This window comes from Rossellomorea aquimaris (genome assembly GCF_000935355.1).
GTDB classification, from domain to species: Bacteria; Bacillota; Bacilli; order Bacillales; family Bacillaceae_B; genus Rossellomorea; species Rossellomorea aquimaris_B.
Genome location: NZ_JXZC01000007.1, coordinates 148,522 through 170,691, shown reverse-complemented (window position 1 = coordinate 170,691; position 22,170 = coordinate 148,522). Strand labels below are relative to the sequence as shown.

The 22,170-nt window shown below is 44.4% G+C and carries 18 protein-coding genes and 1 pseudogene; 10 read left to right on the top strand and 9 right to left on the bottom strand.

The genetic code is table 11. The features are described from left to right. Positions 1-85: 85 nt before the first annotated feature. From TV75_RS16210 to TV75_RS16195, 3 genes are all read left to right on the top strand, one after another. Positions 86-778, top strand: a complete 693-nt coding sequence (locus TV75_RS16210; RefSeq protein ID WP_044339835.1) for an ABC transporter ATP-binding protein — start codon at positions 86-88, stop codon at positions 776-778. Beyond that, the gene (locus tag TV75_RS16205; protein WP_052504588.1) at positions 775-5,322 is read left to right on the top strand and encodes an FtsX-like permease family protein; all 4,548 of its coding nucleotides are present in this window, start codon (positions 775-777) and stop codon (positions 5,320-5,322) included. The genes TV75_RS16210 and TV75_RS16205 overlap by 4 nt, the downstream gene beginning before the upstream one ends. Before the next feature lie 186 nt (positions 5,323-5,508). Then, positions 5,509-6,126: a LysE family translocator gene (locus tag TV75_RS16195; protein WP_044339834.1), complete on the top strand. Its 618-nt coding sequence runs from the start codon at positions 5,509-5,511 to the stop codon at positions 6,124-6,126. 84 nt (positions 6,127-6,210) lie between these two features. Here TV75_RS16195 and TV75_RS16190 read toward each other — a convergent pair whose 3' ends face one another. Continuing rightward, positions 6,211-6,543, bottom strand: coding sequence for a winged helix-turn-helix transcriptional regulator (locus tag TV75_RS16190; RefSeq protein ID WP_044339833.1), 333 nt, complete (start codon positions 6,541-6,543; stop codon positions 6,211-6,213). 132 nt (positions 6,544-6,675) lie between these two features. Between TV75_RS16190 and TV75_RS16185 the strand changes: the two genes are divergently transcribed. After that, on the top strand, positions 6,676-7,170 hold the full coding sequence (locus TV75_RS16185) for a lactoylglutathione lyase family protein (protein WP_044339832.1): 495 nt from the start codon (positions 6,676-6,678) through the stop codon (positions 7,168-7,170). A gap of 152 nt (positions 7,171-7,322) precedes the next feature. Continuing rightward, a complete protein-coding gene (locus TV75_RS16180) occupies positions 7,323-7,787 on the top strand; it encodes a GNAT family N-acetyltransferase (protein ID WP_044339831.1) in 465 nt (154 codons plus the stop codon). A gap of 160 nt (positions 7,788-7,947) precedes the next feature. Here TV75_RS16180 and brnQ read toward each other — a convergent pair whose 3' ends face one another. Next, positions 7,948-9,249 (bottom strand): branched-chain amino acid transport system II carrier protein, encoded by a 1,302-nt coding sequence (brnQ, locus tag TV75_RS16175; protein ID WP_044339830.1) that lies wholly within the window; start codon positions 9,247-9,249, stop codon positions 7,948-7,950. A gap of 303 nt (positions 9,250-9,552) precedes the next feature. On the opposite strand from brnQ, the gene TV75_RS16170 reads away from it, so the two are divergent. Both TV75_RS16170 and TV75_RS16165 read left to right on the top strand, forming a co-directional pair. Further along, positions 9,553-9,837 carry a hypothetical protein gene (locus TV75_RS16170; protein WP_044339829.1) on the top strand — a complete coding sequence of 95 codons (285 nt, stop codon included), beginning with the start codon at positions 9,553-9,555 and terminating at the stop codon, positions 9,835-9,837. A 171-nt stretch (positions 9,838-10,008) separates the two neighbouring features. Next, entirely contained in the window at positions 10,009-10,806 is a 798-nt protein-coding gene (locus tag TV75_RS16165; RefSeq protein WP_044339828.1) for a Gmad2 immunoglobulin-like domain-containing protein, read from the top strand. A 54-nt stretch (positions 10,807-10,860) separates the two neighbouring features. Here TV75_RS16165 and TV75_RS16160 read toward each other — a convergent pair whose 3' ends face one another. The 4 genes from TV75_RS16160 to TV75_RS16145 all read right to left on the bottom strand — a co-directional run bounded on the left by TV75_RS16160 (position 10,861) and on the right by TV75_RS16145 (position 16,653). Beyond that, complete coding sequence (locus tag TV75_RS16160) at positions 10,861-12,279, bottom strand: NAD-dependent succinate-semialdehyde dehydrogenase (RefSeq protein WP_044339827.1); 1,419 nt, start codon at positions 12,277-12,279, stop codon at positions 10,861-10,863. A gap of 21 nt (positions 12,280-12,300) precedes the next feature. Continuing rightward, a complete protein-coding gene (locus tag TV75_RS16155; RefSeq protein WP_044339826.1) occupies positions 12,301-13,689 on the bottom strand; it encodes a hypothetical protein in 1,389 nt (462 codons plus the stop codon). A gap of 51 nt (positions 13,690-13,740) precedes the next feature. Beyond that, entirely contained in the window at positions 13,741-14,889 is a 1,149-nt protein-coding gene (locus tag TV75_RS16150) for an iron-containing alcohol dehydrogenase (protein WP_044339825.1), read from the bottom strand. Positions 14,890-15,051: 162 nt separating this feature from the next. Beyond that, the gene (locus TV75_RS16145; RefSeq protein WP_044339824.1) at positions 15,052-16,653 is read right to left on the bottom strand and encodes a sigma 54-interacting transcriptional regulator; all 1,602 of its coding nucleotides are present in this window, start codon (positions 16,651-16,653) and stop codon (positions 15,052-15,054) included. Positions 16,654-16,816: 163 nt separating this feature from the next. Here TV75_RS16145 and TV75_RS16140 point away from each other — a divergent pair, with 163 nt between their 5' ends. Then, on the top strand, positions 16,817-17,752 hold the full coding sequence (locus TV75_RS16140; RefSeq protein ID WP_044339823.1) for an NADP-dependent oxidoreductase: 936 nt from the start codon (positions 16,817-16,819) through the stop codon (positions 17,750-17,752). A 50-nt stretch (positions 17,753-17,802) separates the two neighbouring features. Here the strand turns inward: TV75_RS16140 and TV75_RS16135 are convergent, their stop codons facing one another. The 3 genes and pseudogenes from TV75_RS16135 to TV75_RS16125 form a co-directional block, all read right to left on the bottom strand. Beyond that, positions 17,803-18,780 (bottom strand): DUF4003 family protein, encoded by a 978-nt coding sequence (locus TV75_RS16135; RefSeq protein WP_044339822.1) that lies wholly within the window; start codon positions 18,778-18,780, stop codon positions 17,803-17,805. Between the two features lie 153 nt (positions 18,781-18,933). Beyond that, complete coding sequence (locus TV75_RS16130; protein ID WP_044339821.1) at positions 18,934-19,290, bottom strand: ArsR/SmtB family transcription factor; 357 nt, start codon at positions 19,288-19,290, stop codon at positions 18,934-18,936. Then, positions 19,291-19,717, bottom strand: a pseudogene (locus tag TV75_RS16125) (SRPBCC family protein). Positions 19,718-20,097: 380 nt separating this feature from the next. Here TV75_RS16125 and TV75_RS16120 point away from each other — a divergent pair. Next, the gene (locus TV75_RS16120) at positions 20,098-20,955 is read left to right on the top strand and encodes an AraC family transcriptional regulator (protein ID WP_044339820.1); all 858 of its coding nucleotides are present in this window, start codon (positions 20,098-20,100) and stop codon (positions 20,953-20,955) included. A gap of 363 nt (positions 20,956-21,318) precedes the next feature. Then, positions 21,319-22,038, top strand: coding sequence for a FadR/GntR family transcriptional regulator (locus tag TV75_RS16115; protein ID WP_044339819.1), 720 nt, complete (start codon positions 21,319-21,321; stop codon positions 22,036-22,038). Positions 22,039-22,170: the final 132 nt, after the last annotated feature.

The following is a 22,170-nucleotide window of genomic DNA, read 5'->3' as shown; positions in this document are numbered from 1 at the left end:
CCTTATATGTCTTCAAATATTTGTCATGCATTTGTACTATTTCTGTTATAATTGTTAAAAAATTCAAAAACATGGGGGCTTTTGGATGGTTATTGGGGTCAAGGTTGATGGGGTATCTAAGATATATATAGGTGAAGGTGTGGAGACGAACGCTTTATTGAATGTAACGGCAGAGTTTCAACAAGGGGAATTTGTCTCAGTGGTAGGGTCATCAGGTTCTGGAAAGTCAACGCTATTGAGTGTGATCGGGACGTTGGACCGTCCGACAGGAGGAAATATCTTATTTGAGTCAAAGGATGTCACTGAATTCAGTCAGAGGGAGATGGCGGATTTCAGGTTTGAGAACATCGGTTTCATCTTTCAACAATTCCATTTGATCCCTACGATGACAGCAATGGAAAATGTGATGGCACCTCTTTTCTCAAGGAAAGTTCCGTATGATAAAAAACAGCGGGCGAGAGAATTACTGGAATCCGTAGGGCTTGGTGATAAGCTGCATTCCCTTCCTTCACAACTGTCTGGAGGACAGCAGCAGAGGGTCGCGATTGCGCGGGCATTGGTACACGAACCTAAGTGGCTGTTGGCCGATGAACCGACAGGCAACCTGGATACGGAAACAGGGGATATTATCTTTCAAATCATTAAGTCACTCAATAAGGAAAAAGGCTGTGGTGTCATCTTTGTCACACATGACGCTGAACTTGCTCTGAAAGCCGACCGAATCATTGAGATGAAGGATGGCAGGGTTATATCTGATCGGATGGTGGGAGCCCTGTGATCCGCTTTATATGGAATACGTGGTGGCGTAACAAGCAGCGGTTCATTCTGTTGATCATAGGAGTCCTTCTTTTAAGTGTCGGACTGAGTTATCTCGTCGGGATGACCCAGACGAATAATGGAACAATTGTGAATGAGTTGCAGAAAAGATGGAAATCTTCCTATCACATGGTTGTGAGGCCGCCTGACTCAAGAAGTGTCACGGAAGATATGAATCTATTGGAACCGAACTATTTGAGTGGGCTCGACGGAGGCATCACTCTTGAACAATACGAAGTGATCAAGGGAATGGACGATGTAAATATTGCAGCGCCCATCTCTATGTTGGGGTATGTATTCAACGACGTTCAAATGGGAGAGGTAAACATAACAGAGCCGGGTATTTACCGGTTGAAGCAAATAGAAACGGTTCAGACCGGGGCGAAAGCGGAGGTCAACGACGGGAACTATTATTTTACAGTCGGGGGCGGACAGTATTCGATGGACCCGGCATATGGGGTTGGTGAGTCACTAGGTGAATTATCCTACGGTACACAGGTCCTCGTTGCAGGGATCGATCCCGAACAGGAAGCGAAGCTTGTCGGACTCGACAATGCTATGGTTGCTGGAAAAGGGAGCCGGTATTTTTCAGAGAATGATGAAGTCATGGACATACCTATTGGAGATAGCTTGACTGATACGTCTATACCGGTCATTTTAAGCAACCGTGAATTCGTTGATGGGAAAATCCGCTATACAGTGGAAAAACTCGATATGCCATTTGATCCCGACAATCAGGATGCAACGATGGAAAAAGTAAAGAAAAATGGCGGGGAGAAATATTTAGAGGAGCAAACAGGGAGTGTCGTGGAAGAAAGGAGTTTCACGACAGGGGAAGCGCACAAAAAAATCGTCAATGCCGTCATGAACCCAAGTTTCGAATCAGGTTTGGGAGGTATGAGCTGGATGGTCCTAAAGCCGTCTCCGGTGGAATACAAGCCGGTGACGAGCCCATTTAGGGAAAGATGGGCATTCAGTTACGAAGTGGAACCATACAGCTTACCGGAGGATTCTCTTCTAACAGTCGATCAGGCGTACAGGCCGGTCGAGACGTTCGGAGAGGATAGCTCAAGCTGGCCGCGGCTTCGACTGGACTACATCGGGATCTTTGATGCCCAGAAGCTGAACATTTCGAAAGATCCCTTGACGGAACTGCCCGTCGAAACGTACTTTCCTTCGAAAGCCAGCTGGGTATTAGATGAGAAGGGGGATCCCGTCAATCCACCCGTCACGATGAGGCCTGTTAACAATCCTTATGGTTTCCTGACGAAGCCTCCTTTGATGTTGACGACACTGGATGCGGCAGCTCATGTTCTCGGGGATAAACCCATCTCAGCCGTACGTGTCAACGTGAAGGGGGTCGACACCTTCAATGAAGAAAGTGAAGCCGCCCTTCAAAAAGTGGCAAAAGAAATCGAAGAGGAAACAGGTTTGATCGTGGATGTCACGTTAGGGTCCTCCCCGCAGCCTGCTTTGACACATATCCCGGGCATTCAGGGGGAAAAGGGTTTTGGCTGGATCGAACAGCCATGGATTAAGATCGGTTCCTCCATCACGATTTTCAAAGAAGCAAAGCTTGGGGTATCAGGAGTGGTGGGGAGCGTCATCCTCGTGGCGATCGTGTATGTGTTTTCATCGAATCTCATCATGATGTATGCACGGAAAAAAGAGTTTGCCGTTTTGCTTTCATTGGGCTGGCGTCCGAATCAGCTTTCAAGGCTCCTTCTCCTTGAAGCACTATTGCTGGGTATGGTCGTATCTCTTATCAGCTGGCTCATACTGGCATGGTTTTCAGTGGCAAGCGAACTGGAAACCTCCTATATTCGAGTCGCCGTCATCGGATTGATCGGACTGACCATTTATACCGCGGGTGCACTTATTCCCGCCTATCTTGTAAAAAAAATCAGACCATACGAAGCAATGCGATCAGGGGAAATCTCCCTTCATCACAAACGGGTGGCAAGGTCTGAATCAGTGGTTGGAATGGCCATCAATTCAATGGTGTCCAGGTGGAAACGGACCTTTTTATCCGTCGTTTCCATGGGCCTGCCGACGGGCCTTCTTGTCTTTTACTTATTCATCACTTTTCGATTGAAAGGAGTCATGTATACCACCTGGTTAGGGGAGTACGTGGCCATGGAAGTAAGTACGATGCATTATGTGGCAATGGGGATCGCTCTCTCGATTGCCATCCTGACTACGGCTGAAATCATCTGGCAGAATGTTGCTGAAAGACAGCCCGAAATATCGGTGTTTAAAGCCCTTGGCTGGAAAAATGGTACCGTCCGGATGCTTGTCATTTTGGAAGGGATATTTTCAGGGGCACTAGCCGGTGTCGTCGGCCTGCTTTTTGCCTTTACACTAGTCTGGAAGGTTTATGGAAACTTTCCTTTCACCCTTTGGTGGATCTATGGGGCCGCCCTTTCAATTCCGGTCGTCACCGGGATCATAGCAGCCGTCCTGCCTGCGGGAAAGGCTGCCAATACTCCTCCGTGTCAGGGACTGAATGGAGGATACAGCAATGATAAGAAAGTGGAAAAACAATTTAAATACATTCTTTCAGCGGCAGCTGTCGTCATCCTCCTCGGTGTCATGACCCTAGTGGGGAAGGGAATTCCCGAGGTGCAGAAAGTTGAAACCGCCAACGTGGCATCCCCCGTGAAAGAACAAGGAACGGAAGGGAAGACAACGTCGGTATTTGCCCCGGAAAAGAAAGAGGAGACTGAGCCACAGAAGGATGCCCCCCTCGCATTTTTAAAAGCAAAAGAACTTGCCGGGAAGCAGGCAGAGCTTGGTGAAAAACTGGATCTTGATCAACAAACGATCCTTATTGAGTCACCTAGTAAAACGCCACGGGAATTAAAGGCAAAAAAGAAGCATCAGCTCATCACGATACCCGTCACCTGGGACATTAAGTATAGTGATCCCAATTCAAACAGCCTCTCATTCAAACCAGGTGCCTATTTCCTATTGGATGAAAAGGAAAAGAAGTATTATCCAATGAAAACGGACATTGTGGATGCACTCAATTACCGTGGGGGAAGATTGAAGTTTCCAGGAAGAGTGACGGCTTTGTTAACGTTCGAAGTGCCCGATAAGTATGAGCGCTTTCTGATAAGCGGAAGGATCCCTGATCATTTCAAGGATGTAGTGGCCGATCTTACGAGTGAAGACTTGAGAAAAAACAGAGAGCCTTATACATTGAAGGAAACCGGTGTTTCCCCGGGTGCAACAGGGGATTACACGATGAAGCTAAAAATGGATAGGGAGAAAAAATGGACTGTGGAGACTGACATCAGAGTGACCAATCATTCAGAAAAAGCTTTTGAAAATATTGGTTTTTATTTCATCCCGAATGCATTTACGGGAAAAAGCAAACCCGATTTCCTGAAAGATCATGCGGAAACGAGTATTCACTCGATCAACAGTACCGGAAAGGATCTTCAGTACTCCTTGGATGGAAATCAGCTCCTTGTCGATCTTGATGAAAAGCTGAAGCCTGGTGAAACAAAGTCAATCAGCATCGACTACAGCCTGAAACTTCCGGAAGATGGACTAAGGCTATCGCAGAAAGGGGAAGACTTCTTTCTTGCCCAGTGGTATCCGATGCTTGCGACATATCAAGATGGTTGGGAAATTGAACCCTTTGATCCTAAAGGGGAATCATATGATACAACCTATGGGAATTATCATGTTTCATTTGAAACCCCAGGGGAATATTTGGTGGCTAGCTCCGGGGAAGATGGGTTGGAGAAACCGATGAATAAAGGGGAAATCGAAGGTGGCAGCATCCGGGATTTCTATCTCGCATTCCTGAACCCTGATGAATGGGAACAAAAAACGAAGAAAGTAAAAGTCGGGATGTACCGAAACGTGGCGATCCGTGCTTTTATGAAAAAAGAACAAGATTTCATTATGGATGATGTGCTCAAAAAAGCAGCAGATTCTTTCCTTTTTTACCATGATAACATCGGCGAGAATCCGACCGGTGAATTGGATCTCATTGCAAATAATGGAGACATGGAATACTCCAATATTGTAGAAATATCGGGTGACCCTGACGGTTATGAACATCCATTGTTCCATGAAATCGCCCATCAATGGTTCTACCAGGGAGTGGCGAACAATCCTTATCGGGATGCATGGCTCGATGAAAGTTTCGCAGAGTTACTATCCGCCTATTATCTCGCATATGCATATAAGGACGAGGGAAAGGCGTTTGCCTTCTCCAACCAAGTGTTGAACACGGAGAAGCCGGAAAAGTTTTTAAATACACCGCTCGATGAATTTCAACGGAATTATATTTCAACTGTGTACGGAAAAGGGCCGAACCTATTGAATGATTTCTTCGAGAATAATGGAGGAAGAACGGAAGCGTTGAACTTCCTATCGGCTTATTACAAAGAATATCAATACAAACATGTTGACACAGACACCTTTGCACAGTTCTTCGAAGAATACTACGAAGGCAGCCAAAAAGAATTCCTGACAGGATGGCTACAATAGAAAGTGAGAGGGACGGACCTCCAAATGGTTCTCTTGAATTTCATTGAGGGCTTTGTGGGAGGTCCGTCCCTCATTGTGATTGCCCTTTCATCCGGACAAGGACGACAATCGTGATGGACTCTCGTACTGAAAGTTCTTCTCGTTGCTATAATCAGAGATGTTTTCTCAAACTAAGGAGAGGGAACAATGACTGCTGCATTATTGTTTTTCAAGAGCGTGATTATAGGCGTGGGCATTGCTGCACCTGTCGGACCTGTGGGCATCTTATGCATTCAAAGGACACTGGCATATGGGAGGAGGACAGGTTTCTTATCAGGGTTGGGAGCTGCCACGGCAGATGCCTTATACGGGTTGATTGCCGTTCTGGGGCTCACGGTCGTTTCAGGCTTCCTCATGGCTCATCAGTTCTGGATTCAAGTATGGGGAGGGGTGTTCCTACTGCTAATGGGGTGGAAGACATTCACCTCCCAACCGGCTGCATTGAACGAAGGGGGACCGGACACTCCTTCTTCGGTGAAGGGATTTTTGTCCGTTTTCTTATTGACGCTCACGAATCCAATGACCATTCTTGCATTTATCGCGATCTTCGGAGTGTTTCGAGTGGCAGGTCCTGAGGATTTCCTGACCTGTTTGACTGTGGTAGGGGGAGTGTTTTCTGGATCGGCACTATGGTGGGGGATACTTGCCTTCGTGGGTGGTTGGATAAGCAGCAGGATCGGACCTGACTCACTAAAAATAATCAATCGAGCAGCAGGCATCGTCCTAACGATCTTCAGCGTACTCTTTTTAATTGACCTGATATAAGCAGATGAGGGACGGACCTCCAACTCGGATTTCTACTTTACATAAGATTCCCGTTTGGAGGTCCGTCCCTCTAATCTTCTCTCTTTAAAACTCCCCATGCTCATTACCCCACTCATGCATCTGCTGGAGGATGGGCATGAGGGTCATGCCGAGTTCGGTCATGGTGTATTCGACTTTAGGTGGGATGGTGTGGTATTGGGTGCGGTTGATGAATCCTTCTTCTTCGAGTTCTTTCAGCTGCTGGCTCAGTACTTTGTGGGCGACGCCAGGAAGGAGACGTCTCAGTTCATTGTAGCGGTGAGTACCCTCCGTTCCGAGGTGCCAGAGGATGACGGTCTTCCATTTTCCTCCGATTTTCCTCAATGTGTACTCGATGGAACACTTTAGTTTTCCGTGTCGATCGATGGGTGTATCCATATCTTAACCACTCCTTTCTTACCTAAAGGTTAGTTTCTCACAAAAAAGTGCATTCTTACATTTATCCGCTCATCTCCGTATAATGAAGTCGTGTTAGATGAAACTAATAAAAACGAAGGAGGAGTCATTACGATGTTACCATATCCAAGATCTTTTTCTCATATTGGACTATCCGTCCCCAACCTGGAAGAGGCAATTAAATTTTACCAAGAGGTGTTCGGCTGGTATGTCATCATGGAACCTTCAGATGTGGAAAATGATGACACGGCAATCGGGCAGATGTGCCGTGATGTATTCGGGAATGATTGGGAGAAATTCAGAATTGCCCACCTGGCAACGGGTGATAAAATCGGGGTGGAGCTGTTCGAGTTCCCTCAGAACGAAAAGCCTGAGAATAACTTCGAGTATTGGAAAACAGGACTATTCCATTTCTGTATACAGGACCCTGATGTAGAAGGCATGGTTGAAAAAATCAAACAGCATGGCGGTAAACAGCGGATGCCGATCCGTGAATATTATCCCGGTGAAAAGCCTTATCGCATGGTATATGTAGAAGATCCATTCGGGAATATTTTTGAGATTTACTCCCATAGCTATGAATTGACTTATTCCGATGGGGCTTATTGATTTACCATAAAAGTAAGAAGGCACGCTCAAGTTCAGAGCGTGTCTTCTTTGCATGAATCACAATTCAATCTCGAATAAAAATAAAGGTTTTCTCTCTTATATGAAGAATCAAATAAGGTTGCTTCTATATCAGTACAGAGAGGAAATACTCAATGGAGATTATGGAATTGAAAAAGGATACAAGCTTATTTGATGAAGCGGTCAAAGCTTTCTGGGGACAGTGGGGGAGTGAAGACAATTACGCATTCTACCAGGATTGCATGTTTCATTCATGTCGGACCGGGGAGGACTTACCGCGATTCTATATCGCGTTGCAGGATGGGAAAATAATAGGGACGTATGCTCTTCTACGTAATGACCTGAATAGCCGTCAAGACTTGTACCCATGGCTTGCCTGCCTATATGTCGATCCAGATCAAAGGGGAAAAGAACTAGGTTCACGTTTACTCCAGCATGCGTTACAAAAAGCCCGTGATAAAGGATATAAAAATATCTATCTGACAACAGATTTGGAAGGTTATTATGAAAAATACGGGTGGACCCACACAACAGAAGCATATGGACTCAGCGGAGGATCCCTGAAAGTCTACCAAAAATCAACACATAAAACTTCCTAGAACAAGGCTCCCCATCATGTGGAAAAGGTCAAGAATAAAAAGCAGCAAGACGATGTGTAATAGAAAACACATCGCCTTGCTGCTTTTTTTAGAGGGACGGACCTCTGGAAAAAGGTAAGCCACTCTATGTAAGGGTTTAAAAATTTTAGAGGTCCGTCCCTCACAACATGATTTTCTTCTGCATCCGGTCGAGGAAGTACCCGATGGCGACAGCCACCAGGGTAGGGGAGGTCCAGCCCAGGCCATTTTCACTCAGGGGAAGGAAGCCCAGGATTGCGTGAATACCTTCCATTTGAATATTTAGTGTCATTAGCATTTCGTAAAAGGCAAATAGTGTTGCGGCCCCGACCCCATACACATACATTCTCTTACTTTCTCCAAAGAAATGCTGGAAGAGAGAGAGGACCACAAGCACAATTGCTACAGGATAAATAAAAACCAGTAACGGTGTAGCCACTTTCAAAATCAAATTCAGTCCAAGATTCGTAACGATCATACCAATCAGGATGAAAATCAATACATAAGTCTTATATGAATATTTCGGGAAAATTTCGTTGAAAAAACGTCCGCATGCATTAATGAGACCAATACAGGTCGTTAAGCAAGCGATCATTACAATCAAGCCAAACAATACGTTGCCGCTGTATCCAAATAATTGCTGTGACGCCAGAACCAATATTTCTGCTCCATTTTGAAGTGGCTCGTCATGTGGAACCACCCGTCCGATCCATCCGAGTGAAAGGTACACCATCACCAAACCGATGGCCGCAATCACCCCGGCACTGATTGTCCCACGGATCACCTCCGCTTTGTCGGATGCGCCTTTATCTTTCAACCCATTGATAATCACAATCCCAAATGCAAGGGCCGCTACAGCATCCATAGTGAAGTATCCTTCCAGAAACCCTTTAAGAAACGGATCGGACTGGAACTTTTCACCCGCTTGAGCTTCCGTATACTCAAAGGTAATAAAGGCCCGCACACATAGTATCGCTAAAACAACGAGCAAAACAGGCGTTAAAAACTGACCGACAAGATCGATTACTTTCTTGGGATTGATGCTGAGTAAATAGGTCAATCCAAAAAAGACGAGGGAGAATAAGAATAAAGGTAATCGTCCTTCTACACTGATCATTTGCATAAAGCCCAATTCATACGCAACATTCGATGCCCTTGGAATACCATAAAGTGCTCCAATCGACATATAAATCACGATGGCAAACACAAGTCCGAAAACGGGGTGGACACGTTGACCGATCGATAATAATCCGTCAGTAGAAAGTGATACTGAAATGATCGTTAAAAAAGGTAAAAACACCGCCGTTAAAATAAACCCGGCAATAGCTGCAACAAAGTAACTGCCTGATTCCATCCCTAGATAAGGTGGAAATATTAAATTCCCAGCACCGAAAAACAGTGAGAAAAGCATAAATCCTGAAACCAGCACATCTTTTTTTCTCAACGAAACCCCTCCTAATGCCTAGCCAACCCATGATAGCTTCTATCGATTATTCTGATTATTTCACATAAAAAAACCCGCCCCTGACCAGGGACGAGTCAAATTTTCTCGTCATGGAATTTCATTAATAAACACAATCTAGCACAGGAAGTAAGCGCAGTCAATGAATTTTCCTAATATAATATCAATTTCTATTTTTCTAGACTTGTAAGACTATTTAAATATATAAAATTTGTATTAGTTGGAACTTTTATCAAGTTCACCCGTATGTAAAGTATAGATTTAATAGAAAAGGGGATTTGTAAAATGGATATAAGTTTTTTCTGGATAGCAGTGGGGCTTTCGGCCATGGGATATCTTATAGGAGACGGGTTAAAGAACTTTGGTAACCCCAAGGCAAGCTTCTCAGAGTATCCCACGTTGATAAAAGAAAAAGATTTGCATCTTCATGTAGGTCTTACGAAAGAGGAAGTAGCCGAATTGCTACAAAAATTTCCGGACGCTCCAAAGGTTGAGTTGAAGGGATCCACTTATTATCCTTATCAGAGATTTATGGATTGGATGTCATCTGGTGAGATTTATAAAAAGTAATGTTAGTCAGCAATGCCAACGGTACGCTGTAACGTCAATAGATACGTTGGTGCTTACTGCCATAAACTCGTAAAAATTCTTCAGAAACTAGTAAATAATAGAATGCTTAGTATAAGAGCCGTTCACTTATGCACCTCTCTACCATATTTTGTATGGAAAGGAGGTGTTAAGATGCCGATTATTACAACAAGAGGGATTATCTATTCTATTAAACAAGGAGACACGCTTTATTCGATTGCAAACCAATTTGGCAGTACCATTGCCGCAATTGAAAGAGCAAATTATTTGTTTCCCCCAGTTACAGATCGGGGGCTGATTTTTCCTGGTGATGTGTTGGTCATTCCGACTTCAACCAATAATCCGATTATGAGATATATCGTCGCGAGTGGAGATACGCTTACAGGAATTGCAAATGCTTATAATAGTTTCGTGGATCTTATCGCGGGAGTGAACAATATCGATGACCCTGATCGTATTTATGTCGGTCAGCCGCTAATGGTCCCTGCCTTCGCTTATAGAATTGTGAGCGGGGATACTTTATTTGCTATTTCCAGAAGATTTGGTGTATCCGTTTCAGCTATAGAAGAGGCCAATGCAGGGAGACCAGGTTTCCAACGGGATGTCATCTGGCCCGATTACCACTTGATTATCCCTATTCCTACCTCAAGAAATATCTTTGTGACAAAACCTCTTCCAAGTACAACGATAAGCAGTGGCCAAAGAGTGGAAGGATATGCGAGGGTCTTTGAAGCGGTCGTGAATTACCAGCTAAGAGACAATAATGGTGTGATCGTAACGAATGAGCGATTCGCCATGACAAATGAAGGAGCCCCTGCTTACGGATTCTTCAGTACTGGCATTCCTTTTGACCGTGCCCCGACTGCGAGCTCCGGTGAACTCTGGGTATACAGCCGAAGTGCAAAAGATGGGAGCATTCAGGATCTAGTGAGGTTAAAAGTGAATTTCTAGTGATCCAAGTAAGTCCAAATAAAAGAAGGTCGTGGGCCCACGACCTTCTTTCTTCTATAACCCGAGGGAAATATACTTCACTTCCAGATACTCCTCGATCCCATGATGTCCACCTTCACGGCCAAGGCCACTTTGCTTGAAACCGCCGAATGGAGCTTGCGGGGTGGATGGCATGCCGTCGTTCAATCCGACGATTCCATACTCCAGTTGCTCACTGATCCGGATACCCTTCGTGATATTCTCTGTGAATACATAGGCAGCAAGGCCGTAGATGGAATCATTGGCCCGCCCGATTGCTTCTTCTTCCGTTTTGAATGTCGTGATAGGAGCGACTGGACCGAATGTTTCGTCTTTCATACAGAGCATGTCATCATTGACGTTCGTAAGGACAGTGGGTTCAAAATATAACCCGCTTATTCCTTTTCCGCCAAAGGCAACAGAAGCGCCTTTGTCTACAGCATCTTCCACGTGTTTCCGGACTTTCTCGATGGCACTTTCATCAATCAATGGGCCGATATCGACACCTTCTTCAAGGCCATTTCCGACTTTTAAATCCTTCACTTTTTCAACGAGCTTTTCCGTGAACGAATCCACGATGGATTCATGAACATAGACACGGTTGGAGCAGACACATGTTTGACCGGCATTCCGGAATTTCGAGGCAATGACGCCATCGACGGCTTTGTCTAAATCAGAATCAGCCATTACGATGACAGGAGCGTGACCTCCCAGCTCCAGGGATATTTTCTTGACGGTGTCGGCTGAGCCCTTCATGAGGACCTTCCCTACTTCCGTTGATCCGGTGAATGTCAGCTTTCGTACACGTGTATCTTCCATCCACGCTTCCCCGATGGATTTCGAATCCCCGGTCACCACATTGATGACCCCCTTGGGGATGCCGGCTTCTTCAGCCAGTTGCGCCATCTTTAATGCGGTCAAAGGGGTTTGGTTTGCCGGTTTGATTACGACGGTACAACCGGTGGCAAGTGCCGGTGCAACCTTACGGGTGATCATGGCCGCAGGGAAATTCCATGGTGTGATGACGGCTACTACGCCGACAGGCTGTTTATGGACGAATAGTCGTTTATTCCGCTGAGTCGCAGGGATTTGTTCTCCGTAGACGCGCTTTCCTTCTTCAGCGTACCAGGAGATGAAGCCGTTGGCGTATTGGATTTCACCAAGTGCTTCTTTTAACGGTTTCCCTTGCTCCATGGTCATGGTACGGGCAAGGTCCTCTTTGTTTTCGTCGATCAGGTCGTACCATTTACGGATGAGTTCACTCCGCTCATATGCCGAGTATTGTGACCATTCCTTGAAGGCATCGTGTGCTGCATCGACCGCTTTTGATGCCTCATTTCTTCCTCCATTGGGGATAGTGGCAATCACTTCCGATGTGGCAGGATTGGTTACGTCCTTCTTTTCTAGGTCCGGTCCGGTTTGTTCTCCATTAATGATCATATTGTGATGTTGCATGGTCATCCTCCTAATAATCTATTATGAGATTTTTCTTGCATCTTTACTTTCCAGATCTTTTGTGAAAATTCCATCATTCTCACCGGTGAAGAATTTTTTGCCGTAAATCAACAGACATAATAATATTCCGACTGCAAAGGCCCATGTAGCACCTTTGGTGGCAAGTACCGCCCCTATAACTCCGGCAATGCCAAGGTCACGGTGACCTCGGGATTCCAATATCCCTACGCGAACGCTTACATAACCTTGGATCAGTAAAGTTAAGGCGAGGGCGATACCTAGAATTGGTTGTACTAAACTTACAATAGGGAGAAGTAAGAGTCCAGTATTTGTACCCCATCTGAAGGACCCGGAACCCCCAAATATTGAATGCATAGCTTTTTTACCTTCTTTAAACCGTTCAATTACGACAACCTGCATGGCTGCCCATAGTGGACCTGCCATTGTGACATCAGGACCAAGTATACTCATAATGGTGTTGCGTCCACCGAAGACCATATGGGCACGATTCGGATTGTAATCGATCTTTTCATCACGGCGCACATCGTCCGCTTCATCGATTAGCGCCTTACTTTGTAAAACGTCTCCGAATAAGACGATATAAGCGGCTAATACAGTAGGCAAGGCTGTTAGAAATAACATTGCCGGAGGGAAACCGAGCCCAAAGATGGTGTATTCACTCCAAAGTGTACCGAAGTCAGGATTAATGAGCCCCCATTCAATCGTTGGCCACGGTGCTTCTCCAAAGAGAGGTGCGATGATGACAGCGAGAATAATAATCGGAAAGATTCCCAGTTTTCCAATAAGTCCCCATAGTGCACTTTTGGCTTTCAGTTGATTGAAATGTTGAGAGAATATAATATAAAAGGCAATCCCTACTGCGATGGAAATGGTCCATGGAAAGCTTTCGAAACGCCCGCCAACCTGGAAGACAGAAATGATTGCTGCAAATCCTGCTCCTAAGATTACCCCCGATTTAATCGCAGGGGGAACGAATGTAACGACTTTTTTCGCTAATCCTGTCACCCCTAGCAGGATGGAAAGTAAGCCGAGTGTAAGCTGGAACGCGACCAGTGCGTGCACACGTTCCGCTCCTTCTGGAAATGCTGATACATAAGCCATGATTAAAGGAATCGCTGGAGTGATCCATCCGGGAACGACGGGGTCGCCGAGTAAGTGATGAGTTAAATAAAGAATTCCATTCAACAGTACAACGGCTAATGCAACTTCAAAAGGCATGCCTAGAAGTTCAATCATTAATGGAATCGCAGCTAAATCAACAGCACACATTAGCAAACCTTGAACATAATCCGGCCATTCAAATTTGTAATGAATAAACGGGAGTCTTAATTTAAAAGGTCCCATTGGAATATATGGTGATTCCTCACCATCTTTTCGATTTCTCCACATCCTATTTACCCCTTTTCTTAATTTGATAACAATGAACTGAAATCCTTTTTATTAATAGGCAGATTGATAGATTTGTTCAATTTCACTTTTGTTTAACTGACGTGGGTTATTGTTTAATAGTCTTTCGATCTTGCTTGCATCTTCAGCCATATCAGAAAGTGCCGTTTCCGGAATGTCAAAGGAGCGTAATCCAGTCGGAATATTGACTGTGGTGCATAATCGCTTCATGGAAAGCACGGCTTTATCTGCTGCTTCTGCTTCCGATAAGGAGCGTACGTCTTCGCCCAGTGCTGTCGCAATGTCCCGAAAGCGCTCCATACAGGCAATTTTATTCCATTCCATGACATATGGAAGCAGGAGAGCATTACTGACCCCATGAGGGATATGATAGCGGCCGCCTAAAGGATAGGCGAGTGCGTGAACGGCACCGACACCGGCATTACCAAAAGCCATACCGGCCATTAAGCTTGCAGTCGCCATTTTTTCACGGGCTTCCAAATGGTTAGGGTTGGCGTACGCTTTTGGCAGATTCTCTGAAATCATTCGTATCGCATAAATGGCCAAAGCATCTGTTATGGGTGAAGCGTGAACCGAGATATATGCTTCAATGGCATGAACCAATGCATCCACTCCGCTTGCTGCAGTGACTGAAGGCGGCATAGTCAGCGTCATTTCCGGTGCCACAATCGCCACATCAGGAAGCAAGTAGTCACTCACGATTCCTTTTTTGAGCTGAGCTTCTGTGTCAGAAAGGATCGATATATTTGTTACTTCTGAACCTGTTCCGGCAGTGGTCGGTAGAGTAATGATAGGTGCGCCTTTATGTGGAACAAGGTCTGTACCGATCAGTTCTGACAGGCTGCCATCAAAACCTGCGTAAACAGAAACACTTTTTGCGATATCGATTGCACTTCCACCGCCGATAGCAATCAAGCCATCATGATTGCCTTCTATGAAAACTTTCGTGCAATCTTCCACAATAGAGAGCTCAGGGTCAGGTTTAACGCCTGTGAATATTCCGTAAGTAAGCCCTTTCAAAAATGGGAGGATTTGATCAACCACCCCGACCTTTTGTAGGACTTCATCTGTGACGATTAGTGGGTTTTGAATTTGGAGGCGCTTGATTTCATCCGGTAAAACTTCTGTGGATCCTTTTCCAGTCACCAATTTGTTAGCAATTTTAAAAGTTGAGATTGTCATGAAAAGTATCTCCTTTCGATTCTTCTATAAACAGTAATGCAAGTTTTATGCCAACTTTCTGAAAAGTATGAATAGAGAGGGAGCGGTTTGTGAGGCTGTCGGAAAATAGTCAAATCCGATTATAAATATAATCAAAAAAGAGAGCTTTGATTCGAAAAGTAATCAAAGCTCCCATTTCTTCATTTTTTGTACGATCGTGGATTGACTGACTTCGAGGACTTCTGCTGCTTTTCTCGTTGTTTTATATTTTCTTATTGCATTGGTGATCAATTGTTTCTCTACTCGATCCACGGCCTCTTTTAAAGGTAGAATTTCACCATCATAAAATGCGTCTGGTTTCTTAATGGATTCACTTAATTCAGGTGGAAGATCTTCACGTTCGATTGTTTCTAATGGAGTGATAACGACTAAGCGCTCAATCAAATTTTTTAATTCTCGAATATTACCAGGCCAATCGTATTCATGTAAACAATCCAGTGCCTCAATGCTCATCACTTTGCTTGATCCATATTCATCATTGAAGCTTTGTAAAAAGTGTTGAGAAAGGGGAATGATTTCTTCGCGACGCTGACGCAGGGAAGGGATTTGAACTGGAACGACGTTTAAACGGTAATATAAGTCTTCGCGAAATTCCCCTATTTCCACTAAGTTCTTAATGTTTTTATGAGAAGCAGCGATGATGCGAACATTAATTTGTTTGAGTTTTGAAGAACCAATGGGAATGAATGCTTGATCTTCAATGACCTTTAATAGTTTTACTTGAAGCTCCAAAGGAAGATCACCGATTTCATCAAGGAATAACGTGCCATTATCCGCGACTTCCAGCAATCCTTTTTTCCCTTTAGATAAAGCACCGGTGAAAGCACCTGATTCATAGCCGAATAATTCTGCCTCTATTAAACTTGGAGGGAAGGCTCCGCAGTTAAGCTCAAGAAAACTGCTGGTCGAACGATTCGAATGCTCGTGTATGTATTTTGCAATCATCGTTTTCCCAACACCGGTTTCCCCCTGCAAGAGGACTTTTACATCGGTTTTGGCTACTCGGTTAATGGTGGTGAAAACCTTCTTCATCCTTTCACTGGAATAGATGGATGACTTCTCTGCTTCATTAGAAAACGTAGCATTCGAACTTTGGCGAAGGTTCTTTAGTTCTTGCAGCTCATCAATTTGCAGTTTTAATTTTAACAGTTCGGTGATATCACGAACACTGTTTACAACGTATAAGATTTCATCGTCATCATTGAAAATCGGAGTACCGGACACGATGATTTTTCTTCCATTGTGAATGGACTGCATCAATGTAATCGGTCTTTTCTCTTTCAAGACCTGCATGGAGGCAGACTTGGATATATATCCAGCCTTAATGAGCTCTTCCATATGATAACCGATAAGTTGCTCGGATTTGAGGTCCGCTATTCTTTCATAGGATTTGTTTACCTTGACCGTAATACCATATCCATCTGTAATGAAGACCCCATCATAAAGGGAATTGATTATATCATTGAAAACAGGACTTTCAAGTAGCTCACTATATTGATTTCTCTTCAACCTTATCTTTGGAGGAGAATGCTGGAACATTATTTTCTTTAGAATTTCCCCAATCGATTCCCCGAGATGACCGTCTTGAAAAATCGTATTTATATCATCAAGCGTAAGAATTCCGACAATCTCACCCTCATGATTCACAACCTCCAGAGCATCCACCCCAGATTCTGAAAATAATTCAATCGCACGATCCACCTCATCTGAAACAAGCAGCTTCATACACAATCCTCTCCCAATCAACATATTACTTGGTTAACTCTATTCTACACTAAAGTGATGAGGGACGGACCTTCACTTCCCATGAGCCTGACTAGAAAGGGTGTTTAAATCGTATCTCTCTGAGGGAACATAAACCATATGAAGATTTCAAGGAGGCGTCCATATGAAAGCCATCATCATTAACCAATACGGAGACAAAGAGGTATTACAGGAGAAGGACATCGATCAGCCAGTGATCGGAGACAATCAAATCTTACTGGAAAATCATGCGACATCCATCAACCCGATCGATTGGAAGGTGCGGGCAGGATATTTAAAGGATATGCTCGACTTTGAGTTTCCCATCATCCTGGGATGGGATGCAGCAGGGGTGATTGCCGAAAAAGGTAAAAATGTTGAAGGGTTTGAAGTGGGTGACAGAGTATTTGCGAGACCAGCGACAACAAGGGAAGGCACATATGCAGAGTATGTGGCAGTGGACGATGAGCTACTCGCCAAAATGCCGGACAGCATGAGCTTTGAAGAAGCAGCTGCCATTCCCCTTGCCGGTTTGACGGCTTGGCAGTGCCTGGTGGATTTCGGTGGAATCAGAGAAGGGGACAAGGTGCTCATCCATGCGGGATCCGGTGGAGTCGGGAATTTCGCGATTCAGATTGCGAAAGGCTTCGGAGCCCACGTTGCGACGACGGCAAGTGGGAAAAATGAAGAGTTCGTGAAGTCATTGGGAGCCGATCAGTTCATCAATTATAAAGAAGAAGATTTCAGTGAAGTGCTGAAGGATTTCGACCTGGTGCTGGATTCCATGGGTGGGGAAGTCCAATCAAACAGTTATAAGGTACTCAAGAAAAACGGGAAACTCGTTTCCATTGCGCAGCCCCCATCCGAAGAGGAAGCGGCAAAGTATGGTGTGAAAGCTGAATTCCTGTGGCTTGATCCCAAGGGAGAACAGCTTGCAAAGCTTGCCGAACTCTACGAATCGGGGCAGTTAAAACCCGTGATCGGTGAGACCTTCCAGCTTAGTGAACAAGGACTGAAAGACGCCCACGCATTAAGCGAAACGCATCATGCAAAAGGGAAGATTGTGATCAAAGTGAAATAAAAAGGGGAGGGACGGACCTTGATTCCAAAGGTCCGTCCCTCCGTTTATCATCATGAATCCCCGCCAGCAGTTGTCACCGATACAGCCGAAACGGTGGCGATCATCGTTGCCTGCTGTGCCTGGATGAGGGTTTCGATGGCCGTTGACAAACTCACTTGCATCAGAGAGTTGTTCTCGATCTTATCGCTAATCAAAAAGTTCACTGCCATCATCAGGTTTATGTCTTTATGCCATTTGAAGAGCTTTTCAGAGTTAAGCTCTTCCCAAACTTTCTTCACTTGGTTCACCAAGGAAGAGTCCGCACCCACAAATGAAAGGAGGGAGATTTGTGGATAGAATATGGCTTTCGTCTTTATGCCTTCTTGTTTGAATGTGTCAAACAAGCGGGTGCAGAGATGAACCAGTTCCTCTTGAGACCACTCAGGGTGAAGGGAGAGGATGTGACTCATGCTTTGAAGGTCATTTCCTTTTCTGAAACCTGATTGATTCAACTGGTTATAGAATCCTTCAATTGTATCAATCAACGCTTCGTGATTTTCATCCCTCTGAGAGAGCAACAAGGCAAAGGGATAATCACTATGCCCGGTTAAAAAGAAATGCTTCTCCCTCATTTTTTTATAAACTTTCATCCCATGTTGGGCAAGGTCCTTTCTGCTACCTCCATCAGAAATCATCGTCATGGCTGCGAGATAGGTGAACGTTCCCCTTGAAAATCCTGCTTCGATTAATGATTCATATGAAGAAAGGAATTCATGGAATTTAGGCTGATAATCCTCAAAACGTGTATCAAGCATAGCCGCAAAGGAAAAGCGGATTTCATGCTTCAGCGTTGAAAATGCACCGACTTCCTCTTTAATATAATCACTGACCTCTACAAAACGGTCGATATCAAAAGTGCGTTGATTCGTCGCATACAATGAAGCAACCATCATCAAGGAACGGGAATCCGATACCTTCCAGCGTAAACGCTTCTTTAACTGAGAATAGATATCCTTATATTGTTCCACTTTACTCATCACGTCTTCCATCCAGTTCACACTCCCTTATTTTGATTGTTAGTAGGATATACGATTGAATGGTAAAAAAAGTTTCGTAGGGAAAATGACCATTCTGCAGTTTGACGTGATCCAGCTATCAGCAATGAAGGAGGGACGGACCTTGTAAAGGTCCGTCCCTCATCATCAATCCTTTTCCTCATCCACTATTTTCAATGGAGTAGCATCGTCCCTATCTTCCACTATATGTTTCAGCTTGGACAGTTTATTGGTCCAGAACTGTTCGTAATAAGAGAGCCAGTCTTTTAACTCAGCTAGAGGCTCAGGTTGCAGACGATAGATTTTTTCCCTGCCCACCTTTTCACCCTTTACCAATTCAGCTTCGGAAAGAATGGTGAGATGCTTCGCAATGGCGGTCCGGCTCATGGGGAATTGAGAGGTCAGTGCTGAGATGGGCATCTCTTTTTCGGAAAGTAGACGCAGCACCTCTCGGCGAGTCGGGTCTGCGATCGCCTGGAATACATCATGTTTAACAGCAGCCACTTATCCTTCCACAACCTTCCGGAGTCTTTGGTCCACAATGCCTACCCAGCCGTTCTCCATTCTTTCACGAATGACAGAGCTTTTTTCATGAGCTTTGGAAACAACCGCATCATCATGCTTCCAGCCACCATGGATAAGCGTAAATTCTGTTTGATCTCCTACCTCTTTTAAGAGAAAGGTAACGAACCAGCCATCCGTATCCCAAGAGAAGGACAGTTTATGGGGAGGGTCCACTTCCAGTACCTTGCAAGGAGAAGGTCCAAAAGGAGATTGAATATGAAATTCGTGACCGACTTCCGGTTCGAAATCATTTGGCATGAACCAAGAGGAAATTCCCTCTGAAGGTGGAAACCGTGTCCCATACCTTTTGGATGGGAGCGTTGAATCGAACGGTTTGTTTAATATCTTCTAATTGATTTGTTTTCATGAATGTCGCCTGCTTTCTTTGATTAAAATAACACCAATAGGTTGCATTTATAATATAACACCTTTTGGTTTCGTGTCAATATTGTAGTGGAATGAAAGAAGGAGATAGGTGGAAGATTGTAGAAGTAGAGTCTTGGCGTATTGAAATCGTCTTTGATTGGTAGTATTGGTGTAATAAGTGGATTTTATTTGATTTTCATCCGTTGATTTTAATGGTGGATTTAACATTGCGAATAAACGACTAGATTTAACTGTTGAAAATTGCAGGAAATTTAACAGGCAAATCATATTAGTACAAAGTACCGGTCACACAAAAGCACAGAATGACAGGAGGACTTACCATCCAAATGGTACATTGAGATAGCAGGGAGGAGAAAAGCAATGGAAATGCTTCATAGGATGAATGATTGCATCCAGTATATCGAGGACAATCTTGATGGGGAGATCGAGATGGATGAACTGGCCAGGTTGTCACTCAGTTCAAAATTTCACTTTCAGAGGCTGTTTTCACTTGTGACGGGTTTTACCGTAGCCGATTACATCAGGAAGAGGAGACTTACATTAGCGGCTCAGGAACTGACTAATACGAATGCCAAAGTCATTGATGTTGCACTCAAGTACGGGTATGAGACCCCGGAATCCTTCTCGAAAGCCTTTCGGAAGGCGCACGGAGTATCCCCATCTCAAGTCAGGGAATCAGGCACTCCCTTAAAAGCATTTCCACGCATCTCATTCCAAATCCAACTCAAAGGGGAAGTCGAAATGGATTATAAGATCATTGAAAAAGAAGCATTTCAAGTGATTGGAAAAGGAAAACGAGTTTCAACGTGTAACGGTGAAAATTTGAAAGACATTCCTGCCTTTTGGGATGAGGTGAATACGTCTGATTTAGATAGGAAGATTTGTGAAGCAGCTGGAAACAACGAGATGCTCGGGATTTGTATGGAGTTTGACCATCCAAATGAAGAATTCACGTATTTTATCGGGGCTGGGAAGAAGACTGATAATGATCATACACTAGAGGTTAAAGAGATCCCCGCTGCCACGTGGGCTGTCTTTGAATCAGTCGGGGCGATGCCACATGCGATCCAAAGCGTGTGGAAGCGAATCTTCTCTGAATGGTTCCCTTCAACAGGGTATGAACATGCAGGTGGACCCGAGTTTGAATTATACCCGCCGGGAAATCCGAATGACGAAAATTATCGTTGTGAGGTGTGGGTTCCGATTAAGAAGAAGTAATGATAGATGGCCTCCAGTTCATGAATGGGGGCTTTTTTGTCATTCATCTGGACTTTTGATAGGGATACTTCATCAATTCAGTTATGAAAAGTCCATTTTGATAGTGAAGGTCATATGATTTAAATCGCGGGGGAAGGTAAAAGGGTTTTATTATCGACTTTTCAATTATATTATCGAGTTCGATTCTATTCAATTTGCCCATTACTGAAAAATTTCCTCATCCCTCAACATTTAGTTCCTACTATTATTAACTCAGTAAAGTAAACCAGCTTACTCTCAACCAATAACTGCCTTCCTTCAATATTGTCCCCCCACGCATAATACTATAGAATCATATATACATACATATTGGGGTGAAAACGATTGAATTATAAACGAATTAAACCGCGAAAAATATACGAAGAAGTGGCTGAGGTTTTGATTGATATGATTAAATCGGGTCAGTTGAAGTCAGGGGACAAGCTGGATTCCGTTCAGCAGCTGGCTGAGAATTTTCAGGTGGGCCGGTCGGCTGTGCGTGAAGCTTTAAGTGCGTTACGGGCGATGGGATTAGTTGAAATGCATCAGGGAGAAGGTACCTATGTAAGGGAATTCGATTCCAGCATGCTTTCGCTGCCCATATATATAGCAGCCTTAATGAAGAAGGATGACGTGAAACAATTGCTGGAAGTGCGGAGGATATTAGAGGTAGGTGCCGTTGAAGCGGCAGCGTCCAGAAGAACCGACGAGCAATTAAAAGAAATTAAAACGGCCTTAGATCAGATGCATTCAGCCAGTGATGAAGAACTGGGGGAAGAAGCGGATTTCCGTTTCCACATGGCGATTGCCAAAGCTTCACAAAACGAGCTGCTGACGGGCCTCATGAACAATGTGTCGGAAATGATGGTCACGACCATGAGGGAAACGCGCCGTCTCTGGCTGTATTCAAAAAAATCCACCTTGGATCGCTTATACCAGGAACACCAAAACATCTACGAAGCCATCGAAGCAAAAGACGGCCAAAAAGCACAGCAACTCATGCTCCACCATCTACATAGCGTCGAAGAAGTCCTCATGAAATACTTCGAGGACATCCAAGACTAAGAGGGACGGACCTCCCAAAAAGACCAAACCTTGATTCAACAGGGATTGCGCTTTGATGGAGGTCCGTCCCTCTTGATTTTTTATAAAATTACAAAAATAAGGTTGTGGTATGTAAGCGTTTTAATTATACTG